Source organism: Paenibacillus lautus NBRC 15380, from assembly GCF_004000945.1.
GTDB classification, from domain to species: domain Bacteria; phylum Bacillota; class Bacilli; order Paenibacillales; family Paenibacillaceae; genus Paenibacillus_AQ; species Paenibacillus_AQ lautus.
The window spans coordinates 196698-214241 of the sequence record NZ_BIMF01000009.1 but is presented as its reverse complement, the minus strand read 5'-3'; the positions used below and the strand labels follow the sequence as shown (position 1 = coordinate 214241).

The window sequence follows — 17544 nt, the reverse complement described above, 5'->3', positions numbered from 1 at the left end:
TAATCAAGGAGGGCGTTTCGTGTCACTACCTTTAACGACTAAACTTCCCCCTCATTTTTTTCACATACCGACTCGTTTGATGGGATTGGATGAAGAGATTCCGAGCGCCAGGGGAAATCATCAAGAGCAGAGCTATCGCATTGTGATCATTCAGGAGGGAGAGGGCCTGCTGCATGCGGATGAGCGCTCCTATCCGGTTTTCAGAGGAAGCGTGTTTGGTTCCGGCAGCCTAACGGAACTCAAGCTCGAATCCATAAGATTAACCCCGTTGCGGGGGCTTTATATGGAATATCGGTGCTTATGTATAGATGACAGCGCATCTTACGGACTTGAATGTAATGTTCCGATTCATGATATTCCGTCCGAGATTTTACGGCTGGCCGGAGAACTTGAGAGCATCTGGGGAGGCGCGGATCACGGGGAGCCTTTTCAGCTGCAGCATCTGTTCATTAAACTGCTGCAAGAGATCCATGCAGAGACGGTATTCAGATCATCTTCACAGCATCGATCTTGGGTGGAACAAGCCCAGCAGTATATGGAAGAGAATTACTATAAAGATCTGACAAGAGAGCAGATGGCTGCTATGGCGGGTGTCAGTCCGGAGCACTTCTCGCGCATGTTTCGCAAGCATGCCGGACGTACCTTTAATGAATACTTGACCCTGTTTCGAATACGCAAAACGCAAGAACGTCTGTTGACCGGATCGCAAGATTTAAATACGCTGGCGCAGGAAGTAGGGTATAAGGAGGGCTTGTATCTCAGCCGTAAATTCAAGGAGGCCGTAGGCGTATCTCCCACAGCTTATAAACGCAAACCGAAGCGAATCGCCGCATTAAACCTTAACCATACGGCATCATTGTTGGCGCTTGGCGTTACTCCCGAGTTGGGTGTGTACACCCCTTGGCTTCAGCAGACCCCACACAGCAATCATCTGAGTGCAGACCAGCGTTTTGACCCGTATGCTCTCGCCTTCGATCATTACTATGAGACGATAGCTTCATCCAATCCGGACCTGATCATCAGCTACGATTCGGCAATGGAGAACAAGGCACTGCTCGCTTTGGCGCCTGTCCTGAAGCTGCCGTTCAAGACGATGAGCTGGCGCGAGCAATTCCGCTTTATCGCTTCTGCAATAGATAAAGACGCGGCAGCGGAGGAATGGCTATCGCGTTACGACGAACGGGTCGCTCACTCGAATGAGGTACTCAATGGAGTGCTTGGGAAGCGGGGAAGCGCCATCGTCTGGGAAATTTGCGCGGATACCGCTTACTGCTTTAGCGGCAGCTTTGGCAGAGGGAGCCAGATTCTATACGGCGATATCGGATTTTACCTCCCTGACCGGCTGGTGGATGAAGGCGTGCATCGTCGTGGGTTCGTGGAAGCGAATATTAGCGAGATCGCTTCTTATGCAGCCGATCATATATTTATTACGTCGCTACCTAACCATCCGTATGGCCAGAAGCGCGTCGATGCATTGTTCAGTTCGAAGGAGTGGCTGCATTTGGATGCGGTTCGGCACAATCGAGTCTACGTCCTGGATCAACCGGAATTGTTCTTCGGTTATGATCCCATCTCTTCACAAGCACAGCTGCACGAAATGATAAACGCGCTGACAGAACATCATAAATATGCATGAACGGATATCATTTTAAGGCATAGTCATAAGAAGGGACAGGCGGTAAAGTTTATTTGAGAATGATTATCGTTATCGATAAATAAGGGGGATATGAAGTGTTTTCTTTTCGTAGTTTGAGCAGAAGGCGTGTAACTCTTGTTATCGCAGTGCTCTTCCTGGCATTTATGCTCAGTGCCTGTGGGGCGGGGGAGACAAGTAAGAGTAACACGGAGACCGTACCGACAGCAACAACGGATTCGCCGCAAACGATGGAAACGAATTCAGTGGGAGAATCCAAAGTGAAAACCGTTTCCACCGTCAATGGCGATATCGAAGTTCCGGTGAGTCCGCAGCGCATCGTCGCTGAAGAATATTTGGGCAGTCTGATTGCGCTCGATGTCATTCCGGTCGGAGCCCCAGGGTTAACCATTAAAAACTATTATTTTAAAGAATCTTTGGAAGGTATTGAGGATATCGGGGATTACGGAAAACCGTCGATCGAGAAAGTCATGGCTTTAAACCCGGATCTCATCATTACCGGCAATGGGGAAACAACCTATGAGCAGCTAAGCAAGATCGCTCCCACCATCGTCACTCCATATGGAGATTTAAAGAATGCCCATGAAGAGCTGACTTATTTCGGCGAGTTATTCGGTAAGGAAGAGGAAGCCAAAACCTGGCTGGAGGAGTATGATCGGCGTATTGCCGCAGCCAAAGCTAAAGTCGATGCAGCGATTCCGGCGGATGCGACCTTTAGCATTATGGAAGACGGCGAGAAGTCAACCTGGGTGTACGGCGACAATTTTGGTCGTGGCGGTCAGCCTGTCTATCAGGCTTTGGGAAGAAAGCCGCCAAGCGGGGTAGCCGCGGAAATACTGGATAAGCAATGGGCTGAGTTAACGGCTGAAATGATAGGGAAATACGCGGGCGATTACATTATGATGACGTCCAATACGCGAACGATCGAAGATTTCCAAGCGGATCCGATTTGGGGCAGTCTCCCTGCGGTCAAGCAGGGGAACATGTATGTGTGGCCGGAGGAGCGTTCGTGGTATTACGATCCGCTTGCTGTTCTTGCCCAGACGGAAGAATTGGCGGAATGGCTCTCCAAGAAGAATTGATACATAACAAAGGTGCTCACCAGAGTCTTGTCATACAAGATGAAGGTAGAGCGCCTTTTTTTTAATGTGATCCTATTCTTGAACCTCCTGGCCCAAAGTATAAAGCCCCCTGTGGGGGACGAATTAAGAACGTATTTTGCCAAATAATCTGCTATACTACTCAGTAGACTTACCCCCTTATTCAGAAAAAAAGGTGAATTTTCATGCTTTCATTTACTAGACTAACCAAATGCAAACCCCCGATCCCGTAATTTCTTTGCCAGCCAACTTGAGATTTTTGAATGATAAGGGGGATGTTAGCTGTGCAAAGAAAAATCTCAAATCCATCCATATGGTTATTAATTATCCTTGTGGGTTTCCCGCAAATTAGTGAAACGATATATACACCTTCATTACCGGACATTGCCCATCAATTGGGAGCAAGCAACAATGCCATCCAACTGACGCTCAGCATTTACTTCCTGGGTTTTGCCTTCGGGGTGTTTTGCTGGGGAAGGCTTTCGGATTCCATCGGACGTCGTCCTGCCATGCTGTGGGGCATCCTGGTTTATGGAATAGGCAGCTTGGGCTGCTATCTATCCGGTTCGGCCGAATGGTTATTGGTGAGCCGACTCATTCAGGCTTTCGGTGCCAGCACCGGCTCGGTTGTCACCCAAACCATTTTGCGTGAGAGCATCGATGGAGCCAAGCGTCATGCGGTGTTTGCCCAGATTTCGGCAGCGCTTGCGTTTACGCCCGCTATCGGGCCGCTCATTGGCGGATGGGTGGATCAATCTCTTGGTTTCAGGGCGGTGTTCTTGACGCTGGTTTTGATGAGCGCCGCCATTTTGGCGTATACCTGGACTTCTCTGCCCGAAACCAGGGTCAAGGCGGTCTCGAAGATTAACACCCTCTCCGTGGCCAAGCGCCTGGTCTCCGACCGCGGAATATGGGGATTCGGTTTTCTTATTGGAGCCACCAACGGCATATTGTTCAGTTACTATGCGGAGGCTCCGTTTATTTTTATTGAATTTTTTCAGATGAGTCCCGGCGGGTTTGGTTTCTTCGGTATCTTTGTTGCGATGTCATCCATCTTGGGTGCGATGCTGTCGAAAAAACTGCTGACCCGGCTCCAGGCTGAGCGCATTATCGTGATCGGTACGATCATTACGATGCTGGGGGCCCTTTGCCTTACCGTTCTTGCTGTAAGCGGAATTAGCGCCACTACAATAGATATGGTGTTCATGGTAGCGTGTGTTTTTATTCTTCTGCTCGGCATCGGAATGGCGATTCCAAATTGCCTTAGTTTGGCGCTGAACCAATATGGAGATGTGCTCGGAACGGCAGGAGCGATCTTCGGATTGGGTTATTACGTTGTCGTCAGCCTGATTACCAGCGGCATGAGTCTTCTTCACAATGGCTCGTTAATCATGATGCCCTTGTATTTTCTTGGCCTTGCCGTAGTCATGGTCTGCGTGAGCAAGAAGCTTGCTGGATATGCGCGGAGGTAGTCCGGCATTTTGTTTAAGTTTCATATAGGATTGAAAGAAGCTGTCCCCTTTCTAACAGGAGGGGGCAGCTTCTTCTTGTTCCACTGGATTAATAGAGCGGCGGTGGTACGCCTGTCGATAAAAGATCCCCCGCCGTAGTGGCAGATTTCTCCAGGGTTTGGTGCCATTTTAACTAGATATACGAGGAGGGGTTCCGAATGAAAGAGCTGGGAATCGACAACCCGGACCTGGAAAATGAGATTGTAGCGACCGTTGAGTCGGGGAATGAGCTTGAAGAGGAGCGGAAGTTGGACAAGGCTCTTACATATTATGAGAAAGCGTGGTCCATGCTGCCTGAGCCCAAGTTAAGCTGGGAGATTGCGAGTTGGGTCGCATCTTGTTGTTCCAGTGTTTACTTTGCGAGGGGAGAGTTCGAGAAAGCCAAACCCTGGAGCGAAATTTCATTGCAAACCAGAGGCTCCAATATCGACACCGGACCGCTCATTGATCTCGGCATGGTCTGTTTGGAGCTGGAGCAGCATGATGAGGCCTTCCAATATTTTGACCGAGCCTATCAATACGGGAAGAAAAGGGCCTTCCAGGGAAGACCGAAGAAATATCTAGATTATTATCTGGGTCGAATCAAAGGGTAGAACGTGGATGCGGGACAGACTTCGTGTCGATGGCTGGCCGCCGCAAATGGACTTTTTTCATATAGAATTTCAATTTCCTTTCAAAGAAATGGAGGGCGACCGAGATGAGTGAACCGTGGGCTGCTTCGATGGGCGGGGTTCCCTGGAACACGGACAAAATGAACAGCGCTGTCAAACAACTGCGGAACCGTGCTACGATCGGTTTTGTTGTCGAACAGGATTTGAATAGGCTGGGTGCGATGGATCGAATGGAGTTTCTAAAGATAGCTCGCCCAAAACGCAAAATCTCGATTTTATCCGGAATTACAAGTTTTTAAAATACCTTGAGCTCAAATGGGAAATTTGATGATCTATCGCCGATAGCGGACTGCATTCGGCTGGATACGCTGGTCCTGAACTGCGCGATCGACCAGCTTGATTTTGTCGTGGATTTGCCGCTGATGAAGTATCTGGCCGTAGACAGTTGTACATTGAACGCTTCGCTTCACGTATTGGCCGACTCGAATATAAGCATGCTGAGGCTGTCTGCCGTCCGAAACCTGACGAATATCGATGCCCTGGCGGCATGGGATCATCTGGCCTTTCTTCACTTGTCGCTGCCGAAAGTCGAGCGCCTGTGCGATTTCTCGCATATGAGGAATCTCCGGCAGCTTGAACTGGATTACATGAAATCCTTGCAAGAGATCAAGAATCTGTGGACCGCGGACAAGCTGGAGGTTCTGATGCTTAAAGAGATTCATAGGAATCAAGGCGGAAGCCTTGGACGGCTTGGCGGATATGGATTGCCTGCGGCAGGTAGACTTCCGTTTTATCGATTCCGGCAAAGGCCGGATTGCCGCCATCCGCAAGCGAATGGCTGAAGCGGGCAAAGAGGATCTTCTCTACGAGAATATCCCTGAAGAAAAGCGAATACGATCGATGGCTCTTGAACATCTGGCAAGTATCCTGATGTAAGAGTCAGACGGTACAAAATTATGAAAAGCCCGCTAGGATAGCGGGCTTTTTGCCGATTTCAATCTTTTATTCCTCTCCAGTTGCCACTGGATTCTCCTCATAGCTGATCCAATCGCTCCAGCTGCCCGCGTACAGCTTCACATTGCCGTAACCGGCTTCCTCCAGGGCAAGCACGTTCGGGCAAGCGGTGACGCCGGAGCCGCAGTATACGATGATCTCGGCATCTTGCGGAATGTCGGAGAAATGCTCGCGGATCGTTTCTGTTTCCTTCCAATGCCCGGAGTCGTCCAGAACACCCTTCCAGAAGTAGTTCACCGCCCCCGGAATATGTCCGGCCTTGGTGTCCAAAGGCTCCTCGGCTCCAGCATATCTGCGGGGCTCACGGGAATCGATAATCGTTTGGGTACCCTGCACCGACGCCTCGCGCACCTCATCTACGAGGACCAGTTTATCGGGCTTAAGCTTGATTTCATAGGGTACCGGAATGACGATCGGTTGTTCATCCGTTACCGGGTACGAGGCATTCTTCCAAGCTGTAAAGCCTTCATCCATCACATAAGCCTGTTCATGCCCGGTGTATTTCAGCAGCCACCATAAACGGCTGGCCATGGCTCCGCCCTGGTCGTCATAGATGACGACACGGCTGCTCTCCTGAATACCGGACTGGCCGAGACGCTTTGCAAGCTGATCCAGGTCCGGCAGAGGATGGCGTCCGCCATGTTGGGTGATAGGGGAGGAGAGGTCCTTCTCCAGGTCGAGATAAACGGCACGCGGAATATGCGATTCCTCGTAAGCGGCTCGTCCGCTTTCCGGCTTGCCGAGGGCAAAACGGCAGTCGACGATGACCAAATCCGGTTCATAGAGTCTCGCCAGCAGCCATTTCATTGTCACGATATTGTTCATATACCAGGACACCGCCTTCTATTAAGAAATAATGAGATTAGGTAACCGAATTATATCATATTGCTGCATTTCATTACGTATATAACTAAAAAGTCGACCTGTCTCATAGAATGATGAGATCAGGTCGACGATACCAGAATGAATGATGGCAAGAATCAGGATAAACGCTTTATTTTTTGATAGCTTGAAGCAGCATGGAGGTGTAAGCCTCGGCACCTTCCGGCTCCAGATGGACGCCGTCAGACCGGAAGTATTCCGGATGATCCTTACTGGCTGAATACCAATCCACCAGCGTAACTTTTGGGTTTTCGGCAACCGCTTTTGCCAGCATGCCGTTGACGTTCTGTTCCCAATCACGTGGAACCCGTGTGTTGATAAGCAGAATTTGCTTGGCTGTATCCAGCGGACGCAGAAGAGAATCCAGATCCTTTTTCGAAAAAGCACCGTTGGTTCCCAGCCCGATGATGATAATGCCGCCATCTATCCGATTTTGGGTCTTCATGGCGGGAATCAGGTCATCGGCCTGACGCATTTGGCGGCCTATCACCGCATCGATGTGAATGCCGGGCAGCGATTTCTCCAAATAAGGGGATACCCCGAGCATGACCGAATCTCCAATGGCCGTGATGGCGGACTTGGATACCGGAGGATTTTGAGGCTTATTCGTTGGCTTCGTATGATTGCTCTCTTTGCCTGTCGTTTCGGTTGCCGCGTCCTTGGAGGGATCCGGCATATCCGCCTTATCCTCACTAGGCTTACCCGCTTTATCTTCATTCGGTTGATCCGGGATTGTTTTCTCGGAATCAGCCTTATCGGGGATTGTGCTCCCTGCGTTGGTTTGCTCGTCTTCGTTGTCTGTTTCATTACCAGCAGGATGGTCCGGCTCTTTGTTTCTGCCAGCATCGTTATCGCCAGAACCTGTCGCTCCATCCGGAAACGGCATCTGATCCGGTGAATCCTCGGAGTCCGGCTTCTTAACTACACCAGGCTGCTTCGTGTCGGTAGGCGGAGGGGTGATGTTCCCATTCGTACCTACAGGAGGCGGCGTTTGTCCTTGCGGTGGCTCCATCGTTCCGGGCTCTCCGCCTTGAGTCTGATCCGGTTCTTCCAGGGCAGGGTCAAGGTTAAGCATGGCAGCGATATCGCCTACCGTTCTTGCAGAGGATACGCTGCTCATCATCCCCGAGCAAAAGATGCCGATTAGCATTAGCGAGCTTAGCGATACGACCCAGCCTCTTAACGAAATCGAACGGCGCCGAATGGATCGGGCCTTAAACCATAATTTTTTCAGTCCGCCATGCCGTATCGGTTCTTCAACATACTTCCAGGATAGGGCGGCCAGCAGTACGCTTGCCGCAATTTGCAGGGCAACCTGAGGCAAACTCAAATCGCCTGTACCGGATGCAGGTGAGGTCAGGATCATCACCGGGTAATGCCATAAGTAAATCCCGTAGGATCGAACGCCGATCCATAACAGGGGCTTCCAGCTTAACAAGCGGCTGATCGAAGCGCCCGGGTGCGCCAACACCGCAACGAGAACGGCGGCGGCAAGAGAGAAGAGAAACATGCCTCCTTGATAGAGGAACGAATCGTAACGGTCCACCTGCCACATCATGGAGAGTATGATAAGCATTGCCGCGGCGCCGGTCACGTTGAGTCTGCGCCGGGTAGCCCTTGAAACATGGGTGGACAGCTTCCAACTGGGCCATACGACAGCCAGCCCCGCTCCGATGAGCAGACCAAACGCTCGGGTATCCGTTCCATAGTAGACCCGGCTAGGATCATCTCCCGGTTGATAAATCACTGCCATGGCCAAAGCCGAAATCGCGGCTCCGGCAGCAATGAAAGTGAACAGCTGACCCCTGCGGGGGAAGAGCTTGAGAACCGCTAACATGATCAGCGGCCACAGCAAGTAGAACTGCTCTTCCACGGCAAGCGACCAGAAATGCCCCAGTGGAGACGGGGGGCCAAATGATTCGAAATAAGATTGCTGCTGAAAAATAAACTGCCAGTTGCTTATGTATGTAACCGCGCCGAGCACCTCACTCCGAAGCGCAGCCAGTCGCGATCGGTCAAACAGCGTAACCCATACCACAAGGAAGAACAGCATGAGCAGCATGGCCGGGAGGAGACGCCGGAACCTTCGTATCCAGAAATCTTTCAGATCGATCCGGCGCTGATGATGCCATTGTGATGCGAGAATATCTGTAATGAGATACCCGGACAGTACGAAGAATAAACTTACTCCGAGAAAACCACCGCCGGCAAAACCAAAATTCCAGTGGTATCCCATGACTCCGATCAAGGCGAGGGCCCTAAGTCCGTCGAGACCGGGCATGTAGCGTGAATGTGGCTTATCTGATACCGGCACGGGAGATCGCTCCTTTCGAAGGATCTGCGCTTATGCCGCCCTGGAACAGCCGCTGCGATAATATGTAGGACATATTCTCAAACGTCTGGGTGCTGAATGGTGAATGTGTCATTTGGAACATGGTAAACCTTCCCTTTCCTTTATAGGAGGATATCTTAAATTAAGGAGACGCATATCGAATCCTGTAATATCCTGCAACAAGATGTCATAGCTAATACTATCATTCCAGGAAAATCAGAAGGTGACAAAAAAGTGAAGCTACGGCTACATTAAGATGTCAATAATAAAACAGATTTTTCATTTGAACTGGCAAGCCTTTATGCTGAGCATATCCATTTTTCGGCAAAAAGCTGTTAGCTGTATCGTAGGAGGCCATAAGAAAGAGGAGGCCCTGCCTCCTCCAATATCCTGGATGATTCGACATCCATGATTTTCCTTTTGTTCATTTAGTATATGGATTAGATCGCGGCTCCTTGCCGTTTACGAAAAAAGGTTTTGAGTGCCTCGTACACTTCCCCTTTGTCTTTGATGACATGGTACATGAAATGGTCCAGCTTGATATTCTTATAGGCCGACATCAGCGTGCTGCTGCGATTGTATTGGTTGACCTCACCGTAACCGAACATGTTGCTTACCTTCAGCAGTTCGCCAATGAGTTTGACGCAGCGTTCATTATCGGACGTGAGATTATCGCCGTCGGAGAAATGGAAGGGATAAATGTTGTATTTGGTAGGGGGATAACGATGATGGATAATATCCAGCGCCTTCTGATAAGCGGATGAACATATGGTTCCGCCGCTTTCACCTCGTGTGAAGAACTCTTCTTCGGTCACTTCTTTCGCTTCGGTATGGTGGGCGATAAACACGATTTCCACTTTCTCGTACTGCTTGCGGAGGAAACGGGTCATCCAGAAGAAAAAGCTGCGTGCGCAGTATTTCTCAAAGGAGCCCATGGATCCGGATGTATCCATCATAGCGATAATTACCGCATTGGACTCCGGAATGACGGTATCGTCCCAGGTCTTGTAGCGCAGGTCGTCCGGACTGATGCCGTGGATGCCGGGTTTGCCGTCTCTGGCATTGCGGCGCAAATTCTCCAGGATGGTGCGCTTCTTGTCAATGTTGGACATGATGCCCTTTTTGCGGATGTCGTTGAACACGATGGATTCCGTCTCGATCTGCTCTTTATCCTTGGGCTGCAGCAGCGGGAGCTCCAGTTCCTCAAACAGCATATTCTCCAGTTCTTCCAGGCTGACCTCGGTTTCCACGATGTCCTGCCCTGCCTGATCGCCGGCTGATTCACCCTTACCGGGCTGGGCTGATGAAGGGTCGCGTCCAAGGACGTCTCCAACCTGACTGTCACCGTCGCCCTGACCGACATGCTTTTGCTTTTGGTAGTTATAGATGAAACGGTATTCGTCAAGGCTTCGGATCGGAACTTTAATGATCTGCTTTCCGTCAGACAGAATAATGTTTTCCTCGGTAATAAGGTCGGGCAGGTTGCGTTTGATGACTTCACGGATTTTATGCTGATGACGTACCTGATCCTGGTAGCCTTTGCGGTGCAGCGACCAGTCTTCACGGGATACGACAAACGACAGAGCGTCTTCATTTTGCATGGACAGTCACCTCCCAAGTATAGCCTTGACACGGTTGCCGTCTTTTCGGCTGTAGTATTTCATTATATTCGGGAGAAAGAGCGATATGTGAGTATGAATCCGGGTTTGTCGTGAAAAAGACACTTAACCTGGGATGAATCAGGCAAGTGTCTCGAAGGGGGTACTCCTTAAGCATTTAATACGAATAGGAAAAGGGCTCCGATGGTGATGATGACTACGGCGTTTACGATGGTGGCAATGACGGCCACGGCTCGCTTGCGCGTTTTGGAGAAGCAGCCTACAATGCCAAGCACCAAGCCGACGATATTGATGACCATGACGATGATGAACACGGCCGCCAGCGTGGTCATCGCTTCCAGCGTTTCCTGAGTCGGCTCAAGGATCGGTCCGTTCTCCGTCATGTAAGGCTCAATCATCGTTGTGCCAAGCGCGCCGAGCAGAATATACCCGAGCAGCGTCACGATCGACAGGATGAATGAGGCGATGCCGAAGCGGGAGTTTTTTCTGTCCTCGGGTGGAATAAATGTGGTTTTGGGTCGTTTGGGTGAATCTTGATCCTCGGATGGGGAGGAAGGTGATCGTTGATCCATGTGTTTAATCGCTCCTAACTTAAGAATTCATTCTCTAATAGGTTCATGTAGGTCTTCTATAAAAAGACATCCTTATTAATCTTTCACAAAATGGCCCTGAAATCAAGTCCAAGGCGCTTGCATACCGGTGGAAAAGCTTCTTCGAATCCGTTAAACTTAATTTGATTACATAAGGACACGGATGTCCGCTGACAAAAGGGGTTGAAAAGGCATGAGTCGTAGATTCATCGCATGGGGGTCGATCCTGATGGCATTATCTGTCGCTATCGGAGCATTCGGTGCCCATATGCTGGAGGATAAGATTACGCCGGACGAACTTGCCATTTATGAGACGGGAGTCCATTATCATATGATTCACGGACTTGCGGTCCTGATTACGGGGATTGTGGCGAAGGTTTTGGGCGAATCCCGGAAGCTGTTCTGGGCAGGGACTTTATTCATCGCGGGAACCGTCATATTTTCCGGAAGTCTCTACGTGTTAAGTATATCCGGCATCAAGTGGCTTGGCGCGGTTACACCGATCGGCGGTGTCTCCTTTATCGTGGGCTGGCTGATGCTGATGTCCTCGGCGCTGTCCCGAAAAAATGATTGATTCCAAAAAAGAACGGCTTCACCGATCCCTTCTTATGGGGCGGCGAAGCCGTTTTTTAAAATGGATGCCGTTGACGTGATACCGACTCAGCTGACGCTGAACTCGTCAATTTCATTGAGTTTGAAGGTGTACACCTGTTTCTCATCAACATGATAAACGTTGACCAGGAAATTGCTTTCGTCATAGTTGAGAATTCGGCAGGGCAGACTTGTCTGCTTACCGTGGCGGTTGGTTGTCAGGCGAACAAGGCGATTGTCCTTACTGTATACTTTAATCCATTCAAAGGGATCACTTCCGGTGAGTGGAGTTTGGACAGGAGGTACGCTTGCAGCGATCTTTTTTTCCGGCGAGGATGTCGCAGGTGGCGCAGGTGTCTCTTTCTGAGAAGCGGCAGAAGCCATCATCCCGGAGGCTCTGCTAATAACGGAATCTTTCTTGGCTTGAACCAAGGTGTTGATAATTTCTCCAAGTTCCATTCCGGACTTAACCCGGAAATCGACGACTTCAGCCTTGTCGTTCAGCATTTCTAGCAAATATTGCAAAGCCAGTGCGTTGGAGGAACTCTTGACCAGAATATCAACGTTGAATAAAAAGCCGTTATCATCGGTGACAGGAATTGTGTTCATAGCTTTTATCATTCACCAGCTTTCACAGGGTTTCTACTGAATCAAATATACCATAATTTTCGAATATTCATAGTCCTAATGTCATACATATTTCATCTTTATTCTGTTGACTTACGAGTCATTCGCACCATAAGTGTGGGCTGGAATGCATAATATCAGAGACATTCGCACCATGCCGGTTCCAAGAGAATAAACATAATTCTAAGCCGACGTGAGGGGAGGTTTGTTGATATTGGTGACTTTACTGCCGATCGATATTGAAGGACATACGGTAATGGGCGTCGAGGTAAAGCTTCCGAAAACAACGCTGCTGGCCGTATACACTTCCCGCGGCTATATTATGTGCGGTGCACTCGATGTGGGCCTTCTTAACGAAAAGCTTGCGGACCGCAAGATTATCGCAGGAAGAGCCGTAGGGGTTCGCACACTGGAGCAGCTGCTGGAGGCGCCGCTGGAATCGGTAACCCTGGAGGCGGAGAAGTGGGGCATTCATCCTGGCTTGGCTGGCAAGGAAGCGATCCTGCGCATGTTATGAGTCATGTATGCCTTACGTTACAAGAGTGATTCCTGTGCGGATCGCTCTTTTTTTAGAGATAAGAAAGTTTGCACTTCAGATGCACTAAAATGCAAACCGTAAAAAAACGGACAATTCGGCTGGAGGGCCGTTTGTCCGTTTTATGATGCCATTAAACATTCGGATATAGCGGCTATTCGAACAAGCTTTTTAAGCTTTCGTGATAAGGAGCTTGCACGACGCCTTTTTCCGTAATGATTGCTGTCACATATTCGTTCGGCGTAATGTCGAAGGCAGGGTTGTACACTTTCACGCCTTGCGGCGCTGTGCGCTTGCCGAAACCTTCCGTGATCTCTTCCGCAGGACGCTCCTCAATCGGAATATCGGCACCTGTCTTCGTATTCAGATCAATCGTGGACAGCGGGCATGCCACGTAGAAAGGAATGCCGTGAGCTTTAGCCAGAACCGCGACCCCGTACGTACCGATCTTGTTGGCGACATCGCCGTTTGCAGCTACGCGATCCGTACCGACGATAACGGCTTGGATCCACCCTTTGGACATGACCATGGCAGCCATGTTGTCTGCCAGCAGCGTAACGTCAATCCCTGCCTGTTGGAGTTCAAAAGCAGTTAAACGCGCGCCTTGCAGGACAGGTCTTGTCTCATCCGCGAACACCTTGATGTTTAGGCCCTGTTCATGAGCCAGATACATCGGCGCCAGGGCAGTCCCGTATTTGGCAGTCGCCAGTCCGCCCGCGTTACAGTGGGTAAGCACACCCATACCGTCTTTGAAGAACGGCAGCGCGTTTTCGCCGATGCGGCGGCATACATCCTCATCCTCGGCACGAATGGCCTCGGCTTCGGCGAGCAGGGCCGCATTCAGTCCGGCCGTATCGAGATCCGAATCCGCCAGCTTCTCAGCTGCAAGCTTGATGCGGTCCAGCGCCCAGAACAGATTGACGGCCGTCGGTCTGGAAGTGGCCAGATAAGCGCAGGTTTTTGCGACTTGTTGCAGCCAGCCTTCGTTATCGCTGGCTTCAACCTGCATGCCGCCGAGAACAGCGCCGAATGCTGCCGCGATGCCGATAGCCGGCGCGCCGCGGACTTTCATGGAGTGAATCCCTTCCCAGACTTCCTCCGGTGTATAGAGCCTAAGATAGACGATCTCTTCCGGGAGCAAGCGCTGATCCAGAAGGACCAGATGGTCTCCTCCCCAGTAAACCGAGCTTAGCGGTTCATAGGTGCTGGCATTGCCGGTAGTCATACCGCTCATATCGATACCTCATTTCCTTTAATTGCTTGTGTAATCAAAGTTAAAATGTCCTCAAAGGACTTCATGCTGCGGTGATGGCGCACTAGATTTTTGCCGATGGCAAGCGCTTTGCGCTGAGCAGCTTCTCTGGCCGTATCATCGGCTATGGTGTCAATGTCTGCAACATGGGACAATCCGACGATGCGCCGGATCATTTTGCAGCCCGCGAATCCTGCGGTATCCTTCAAAATCTGCGACACATAATGGTCCTGGTAGCCTGGCGTGCGGGACATTTCGTCCAAGAGGTCTTTATTCCACAGCAGGCGGAAGTTGTTCTCGAAGTGGGTCCATACGTCGCTTGCCATCTCGAGGAGTCGGGCTTCCCGGGCAGCCAGCGTATGCTCGTCCTCACTCCAGCCCGGCTGTGCCGCATAGTTGAGCAGCAGGTTGCCGATGACCGCACCGATATCGAATCCCATCGGGCCGAAATAAGCGAATTCCGGGTCGATGACCTTGGTGGATTCCGGCGTGACGAAAATGCTGCCTGTATGCAGATCCCCGTGGAGCAGAGCCTGTGCATGAGTCAGAAACTTCTCCCGAAGCAGCGCGACTTCAAAGTGAAGCGGCAGGTCGGCGCGGAGGGCTTCCGCTTCATCGGCAATGCTCTGCGCATAATTGTTATTGGCGGATTCGCGGTATGGATCTTCGAAGATTAAATCTTCGGTGATTTTGCATAAATCCGGATTGACAAAGCGGCCGGCAAGCTCCTTCTTCTTCTGTTGGTTCATCCCGAGATCCGACGTGTAGAACAACGTTCTGGCCAGGAAGCGGCCAATATGCTCTGCGAACTTCGGATAGGCATTGCCCTCAATCAGGCCTTTGCGCATGATGGTATACTCGCTCAGGTCTTCCATTACGGTGTAGGCGAGCTCATCCGAATAACCGTATACTTCGGGTACGAGGTCGGGGCAGATGGAGTACTCCGTCTCCAGCGCCAGACGTTCGATACGGGCCCGGTCGAGAGACAGCGGCCAGGATTCGCCTACAACTTTTGCATAAGGAACAGCTTGCTTGATAATGATACTATCAGTCGTATTTTTGGCGGTGACATGAAACACCAGATTGAGATTGCCGTCGCCGATTTCGCGGCATTCGAGCTCGGCATGGTCCGGGAACCGGCCCGGTATACTTTTAGCTAATCGTATAGCTTCTTCCGCGTTCAACGGATGATATGCAGACATGGATGGTCACCCCCAAATATAATAGAAGAAAAACAAAGCCAACTTTTTTGCTTGGTATTACCTAGTATAACGTTTTTTCGCGAATTTTGTATAATTTTTTGGCAAGATGAAAGGTTTGCGAAACTGATTCGCTTCGTAGTCCTAAGGGTAAACTACAAATAGACGCCCAAGCACAGGATGTACTCATATATTAATGAAGGATTAGCATTAGCAGATGGTACCAGTTACAATGGGTATACACCGCTCTGCCGAATGTTCCTTTGACGCAGTACAGGGTGCATTTCATATAGAAAAGGAAGGGATTAACCATGGCAAAAACTACATCTGGCAAAGCTGCAGGAAAAACGAAGAACGCAAGTCTGGAGCAATTGTTGAATCAACAGGTTGCGAACTTTAACGTGCTCTATGTCAAACTCCACAATTATCACTGGTATGTAACCGGTGAGCAATTCTACTCCCTTCATGTTAAATTCGAAGAATTGTATGATGAAGTTACGCTTAAAATGGATGAGGTTGCGGAGCGCCTGCTGTCGATTAAAGGCAAACCGGCTGCAACGATGAAAGAATATTTGGAACTTGCAACGGTCCAGGAGGCTTCAGGCAACGAGGATACCCGCGGCATGGTACAAGTCTTGATTGAAGACTTTGCAACCGTATCCGAGGAGTTGGCGGAAGGCATCGAAATGGCCGAGGAAGCCGGAGATGCGCCAACAGCGGACATGTTCACCGGCTTTAAAGCCGATCTTGAGAAGCATATGTGGATGCTGCGTTCGTTCCTTGGATAAAGCGTGATACAACAGAATGATGCCTGTTCTTTCCTTAGTATTTGCAAGAGCTGAGTGTGCCGGTTACCTTGCCGCGTGCCTTTTAGCTCATGCTGTTGACCTGAGCACCGTCTGTCAACGCGCGATAAACGCCGGTGCCGGATGCCGTAATGACTCTCGGGAGCAACAAGCACATATGAAGGGGAACAGGGCGAACGAAACAGGCTTGGCCGGTCTATCGGTCATGCCTGTTTTTTAATTGTTACGGTTGTCTGAATGTTGTCTGCAAAACGCTTGTCCGGTTGAAATACGTCATATTTTATTATAAAATGGCTTGAGAATCATTGATAATCAGTTTAGAATGATTATAAATAAATAATTATTTTTTGTTTTATGAAATCAGGGCGTCCAATCCTGTTATCATATAGGACAACAATACACTACCTATTCAACGGAGGGAATCTAATATGTCAACCAAGTTTGTCATTGAAGGATTGAAAGCAACAATCGAAGGCAAGGAGATCCTTAAAGGTATCAACCTTGAGATGAAGGGCGGAGAAGTTCATGCCATCATGGGACCAAACGGTACAGGCAAAAGTACTTTGGCTTCCGCGTTGATGGGGCATCCTAAATATGAAGTTACAGAAGGTAAAGTATTGCTTAACGATGAAGACGTGCTGGAGATGGAAGTTGACGAGCGCGCACTCGCAGGTCTGTTCCTGGCCATGCAATATCCGAGCGAAATCGCCGGCGTTACGAACTCCGACTTCCTGCGCAGTTCCATCAACGCACGCCGCGGTGAAGGCAATGAGATTTCCCTGATCAAGTTCATTCGTCAAATGGAAGGCAAAATGAAGGAGCTTGAGATGAATCCTGAGTTCGCTCACCGTTACCTGAACGAAGGTTTCTCCGGCGGTGAGAAGAAACGTAACGAAATCCTGCAAATGATGATGCTGGACCCGAAAATCGTTGTGCTTGACGAAATCGACTCCGGTCTTGATATCGATGCTTTGAGAATTGTAGCGAACGGTGTAAATGCCATGAAATCCGAAGAACGCGGTTTCTTGATTATTACCCACTATCAGCGTTTGCTTAACTATATCACTCCAGATTACGTTCACGTGATGATGCAAGGACGCATCGTAAAATCCGGCGGTCCTGAACTGGCACAACGCCTGGAGGCAGAAGGTTATGACTGGATTAAGGAAGAGCTGGGCATTACTGATGAAACTGTAGGTCAAGACGCGTAAATAGACGGGA

At 50.0% G+C, this 17544-nt stretch carries 18 protein-coding genes; 10 read left to right on the top strand and 8 right to left on the bottom strand.

Features of this window, described 5'->3' with window-relative positions:
* Positions 1-19 precede the first annotated feature (19 nt).
* The 6 genes from PLA01S_RS17645 to PLA01S_RS32650 all read left to right on the top strand — a co-directional run bounded on the left by PLA01S_RS17645 (position 20) and on the right by PLA01S_RS32650 (position 5718).
* Entirely contained in the window at positions 20-1636 is a 1617-nt protein-coding gene (locus PLA01S_RS17645) for a helix-turn-helix domain-containing protein (protein WP_246059639.1), read from the top strand.
* Between the two features lie 113 nt (positions 1637-1749).
* Positions 1750-2736 (top strand): ABC transporter substrate-binding protein, encoded by a 987-nt coding sequence (locus tag PLA01S_RS17640; protein WP_246059637.1) that lies wholly within the window; start codon positions 1750-1752, stop codon positions 2734-2736.
* A gap of 302 nt (positions 2737-3038) precedes the next feature.
* Positions 3039-4226: a multidrug effflux MFS transporter gene (locus PLA01S_RS17635; protein WP_127593345.1), complete on the top strand. Its 1188-nt coding sequence runs from the start codon at positions 3039-3041 to the stop codon at positions 4224-4226.
* A 197-nt stretch (positions 4227-4423) separates the two neighbouring features.
* Positions 4424-4858 carry a tetratricopeptide repeat protein gene (locus tag PLA01S_RS17630; RefSeq protein ID WP_127593344.1) on the top strand — a complete coding sequence of 145 codons (435 nt, stop codon included), beginning with the start codon at positions 4424-4426 and terminating at the stop codon, positions 4856-4858.
* Between the two features lie 104 nt (positions 4859-4962).
* Positions 4963-5175, top strand: coding sequence for a hypothetical protein (locus PLA01S_RS32655; protein ID WP_246059635.1), 213 nt, complete (start codon positions 4963-4965; stop codon positions 5173-5175).
* Positions 5176-5181: 6 nt separating this feature from the next.
* On the top strand, positions 5182-5718 hold the full coding sequence (locus PLA01S_RS32650; protein WP_246059633.1) for a hypothetical protein: 537 nt from the start codon (positions 5182-5184) through the stop codon (positions 5716-5718).
* 160 nt (positions 5719-5878) lie between these two features.
* Here PLA01S_RS32650 and PLA01S_RS17620 read toward each other — a convergent pair whose 3' ends face one another.
* The 5 genes from PLA01S_RS17620 to PLA01S_RS17605 all read right to left on the bottom strand — a co-directional run bounded on the left by PLA01S_RS17620 (position 5879) and on the right by PLA01S_RS17605 (position 11295).
* Positions 5879-6715, bottom strand: a complete 837-nt coding sequence (locus PLA01S_RS17620; protein ID WP_127593343.1) for a sulfurtransferase — start codon at positions 6713-6715, stop codon at positions 5879-5881.
* Positions 6716-6884: 169 nt separating this feature from the next.
* Entirely contained in the window at positions 6885-9086 is a 2202-nt protein-coding gene (locus tag PLA01S_RS17615; protein WP_127593342.1) for an acyltransferase family protein, read from the bottom strand.
* Complete coding sequence (locus PLA01S_RS32020) at positions 9070-9207, bottom strand: hypothetical protein (protein WP_164817451.1); 138 nt, start codon at positions 9205-9207, stop codon at positions 9070-9072. Before PLA01S_RS32020 ends, PLA01S_RS17615 begins: the two co-directional genes overlap by 17 nt.
* Before the next feature lie 337 nt (positions 9208-9544).
* Positions 9545-10705, bottom strand: coding sequence for a sporulation protein YhbH (gene yhbH / locus PLA01S_RS17610; protein WP_127593341.1), 1161 nt, complete (start codon positions 10703-10705; stop codon positions 9545-9547).
* Between the two features lie 167 nt (positions 10706-10872).
* Positions 10873-11295: a hypothetical protein gene (locus PLA01S_RS17605; protein ID WP_127593340.1), complete on the bottom strand. Its 423-nt coding sequence runs from the start codon at positions 11293-11295 to the stop codon at positions 10873-10875.
* Positions 11296-11506: 211 nt separating this feature from the next.
* Here PLA01S_RS17605 and PLA01S_RS17600 point away from each other — a divergent pair, with 211 nt between their 5' ends.
* Positions 11507-11887, top strand: coding sequence for a DUF423 domain-containing protein (locus PLA01S_RS17600; protein ID WP_127593339.1), 381 nt, complete (start codon positions 11507-11509; stop codon positions 11885-11887).
* An 86-nt stretch (positions 11888-11973) separates the two neighbouring features.
* Here the strand turns inward: PLA01S_RS17600 and PLA01S_RS17595 are convergent, their stop codons facing one another.
* A complete protein-coding gene (locus PLA01S_RS17595; RefSeq protein ID WP_127593338.1) occupies positions 11974-12525 on the bottom strand; it encodes a hypothetical protein in 552 nt (183 codons plus the stop codon).
* A 220-nt stretch (positions 12526-12745) separates the two neighbouring features.
* Between PLA01S_RS17595 and PLA01S_RS17590 the strand changes: the two genes are divergently transcribed.
* Positions 12746-13048, top strand: a complete 303-nt coding sequence (locus PLA01S_RS17590) for a YunC family protein (protein ID WP_100538841.1) — start codon at positions 12746-12748, stop codon at positions 13046-13048.
* Between the two features lie 172 nt (positions 13049-13220).
* On the opposite strand, the gene mtnA is transcribed toward PLA01S_RS17590, so the two are convergent.
* Together mtnA and mtnK are read right to left on the bottom strand one after the other, a co-directional pair.
* Entirely contained in the window at positions 13221-14300 is a 1080-nt protein-coding gene (gene mtnA, locus PLA01S_RS17585) for an S-methyl-5-thioribose-1-phosphate isomerase (protein ID WP_100538840.1), read from the bottom strand.
* Positions 14297-15520, bottom strand: coding sequence for an S-methyl-5-thioribose kinase (gene mtnK / locus PLA01S_RS17580; RefSeq protein WP_127593337.1), 1224 nt, complete (start codon positions 15518-15520; stop codon positions 14297-14299). Before mtnK ends, mtnA begins: the two co-directional genes overlap by 4 nt.
* Positions 15521-15828: 308 nt before the next feature.
* Between mtnK and PLA01S_RS17575 the strand changes: the two genes are divergently transcribed.
* Together PLA01S_RS17575 and sufC are read left to right on the top strand one after the other, a co-directional pair.
* Complete coding sequence (locus tag PLA01S_RS17575) at positions 15829-16305, top strand: Dps family protein (RefSeq protein ID WP_127593336.1); 477 nt, start codon at positions 15829-15831, stop codon at positions 16303-16305.
* A gap of 446 nt (positions 16306-16751) precedes the next feature.
* Positions 16752-17534 (top strand): Fe-S cluster assembly ATPase SufC, encoded by a 783-nt coding sequence (gene sufC / locus PLA01S_RS17570; protein ID WP_100538838.1) that lies wholly within the window; start codon positions 16752-16754, stop codon positions 17532-17534.
* Positions 17535-17544 lie beyond the last annotated feature (10 nt).

What these genes read in the sequence shown, in the direction of transcription:
- PLA01S_RS17600 (WP_127593339.1), top strand. Translation starts at nt 11,507, where the DNA reads ATGAGTCGTAGATTCATCGCATGGGGGTCGATCCTGATGGCATTATCT.
- PLA01S_RS17630 (WP_127593344.1), top strand. Translation starts at nt 4,424, where the DNA reads ATGAAAGAGCTGGGAATCGACAACCCGGACCTGGAAAATGAGATTGTA.
- PLA01S_RS32655 (WP_246059635.1), top strand. Translation starts at nt 4,963, where the DNA reads ATGAGTGAACCGTGGGCTGCTTCGATGGGCGGGGTTCCCTGGAACACG.
- PLA01S_RS32020 (WP_164817451.1), bottom strand. Translation starts at nt 9,207, where the DNA reads ATGTTCCAAATGACACATTCACCATTCAGCACCCAGACGTTTGAGAAT.
- yhbH (WP_127593341.1), bottom strand. Translation starts at nt 10,705, where the DNA reads ATGCAAAATGAAGACGCTCTGTCGTTTGTCGTATCCCGTGAAGACTGG.
- PLA01S_RS17595 (WP_127593338.1), bottom strand. Translation starts at nt 12,525, where the DNA reads ATGATAAAAGCTATGAACACAATTCCTGTCACCGATGATAACGGCTTT.
- PLA01S_RS17605 (WP_127593340.1), bottom strand. Translation starts at nt 11,295, where the DNA reads ATGGATCAACGATCACCTTCCTCCCCATCCGAGGATCAAGATTCACCC.
- PLA01S_RS17620 (WP_127593343.1), bottom strand. Translation starts at nt 6,715, where the DNA reads ATGAACAATATCGTGACAATGAAATGGCTGCTGGCGAGACTCTATGAA.
- mtnK (WP_127593337.1), bottom strand. Translation starts at nt 15,520, where the DNA reads ATGTCTGCATATCATCCGTTGAACGCGGAAGAAGCTATACGATTAGCT.
- mtnA (WP_100538840.1), bottom strand. Translation starts at nt 14,300, where the DNA reads ATGAGCGGTATGACTACCGGCAATGCCAGCACCTATGAACCGCTAAGC.
- PLA01S_RS17575 (WP_127593336.1), top strand. Translation starts at nt 15,829, where the DNA reads ATGGCAAAAACTACATCTGGCAAAGCTGCAGGAAAAACGAAGAACGCA.
- sufC (WP_100538838.1), top strand. Translation starts at nt 16,752, where the DNA reads ATGTCAACCAAGTTTGTCATTGAAGGATTGAAAGCAACAATCGAAGGC.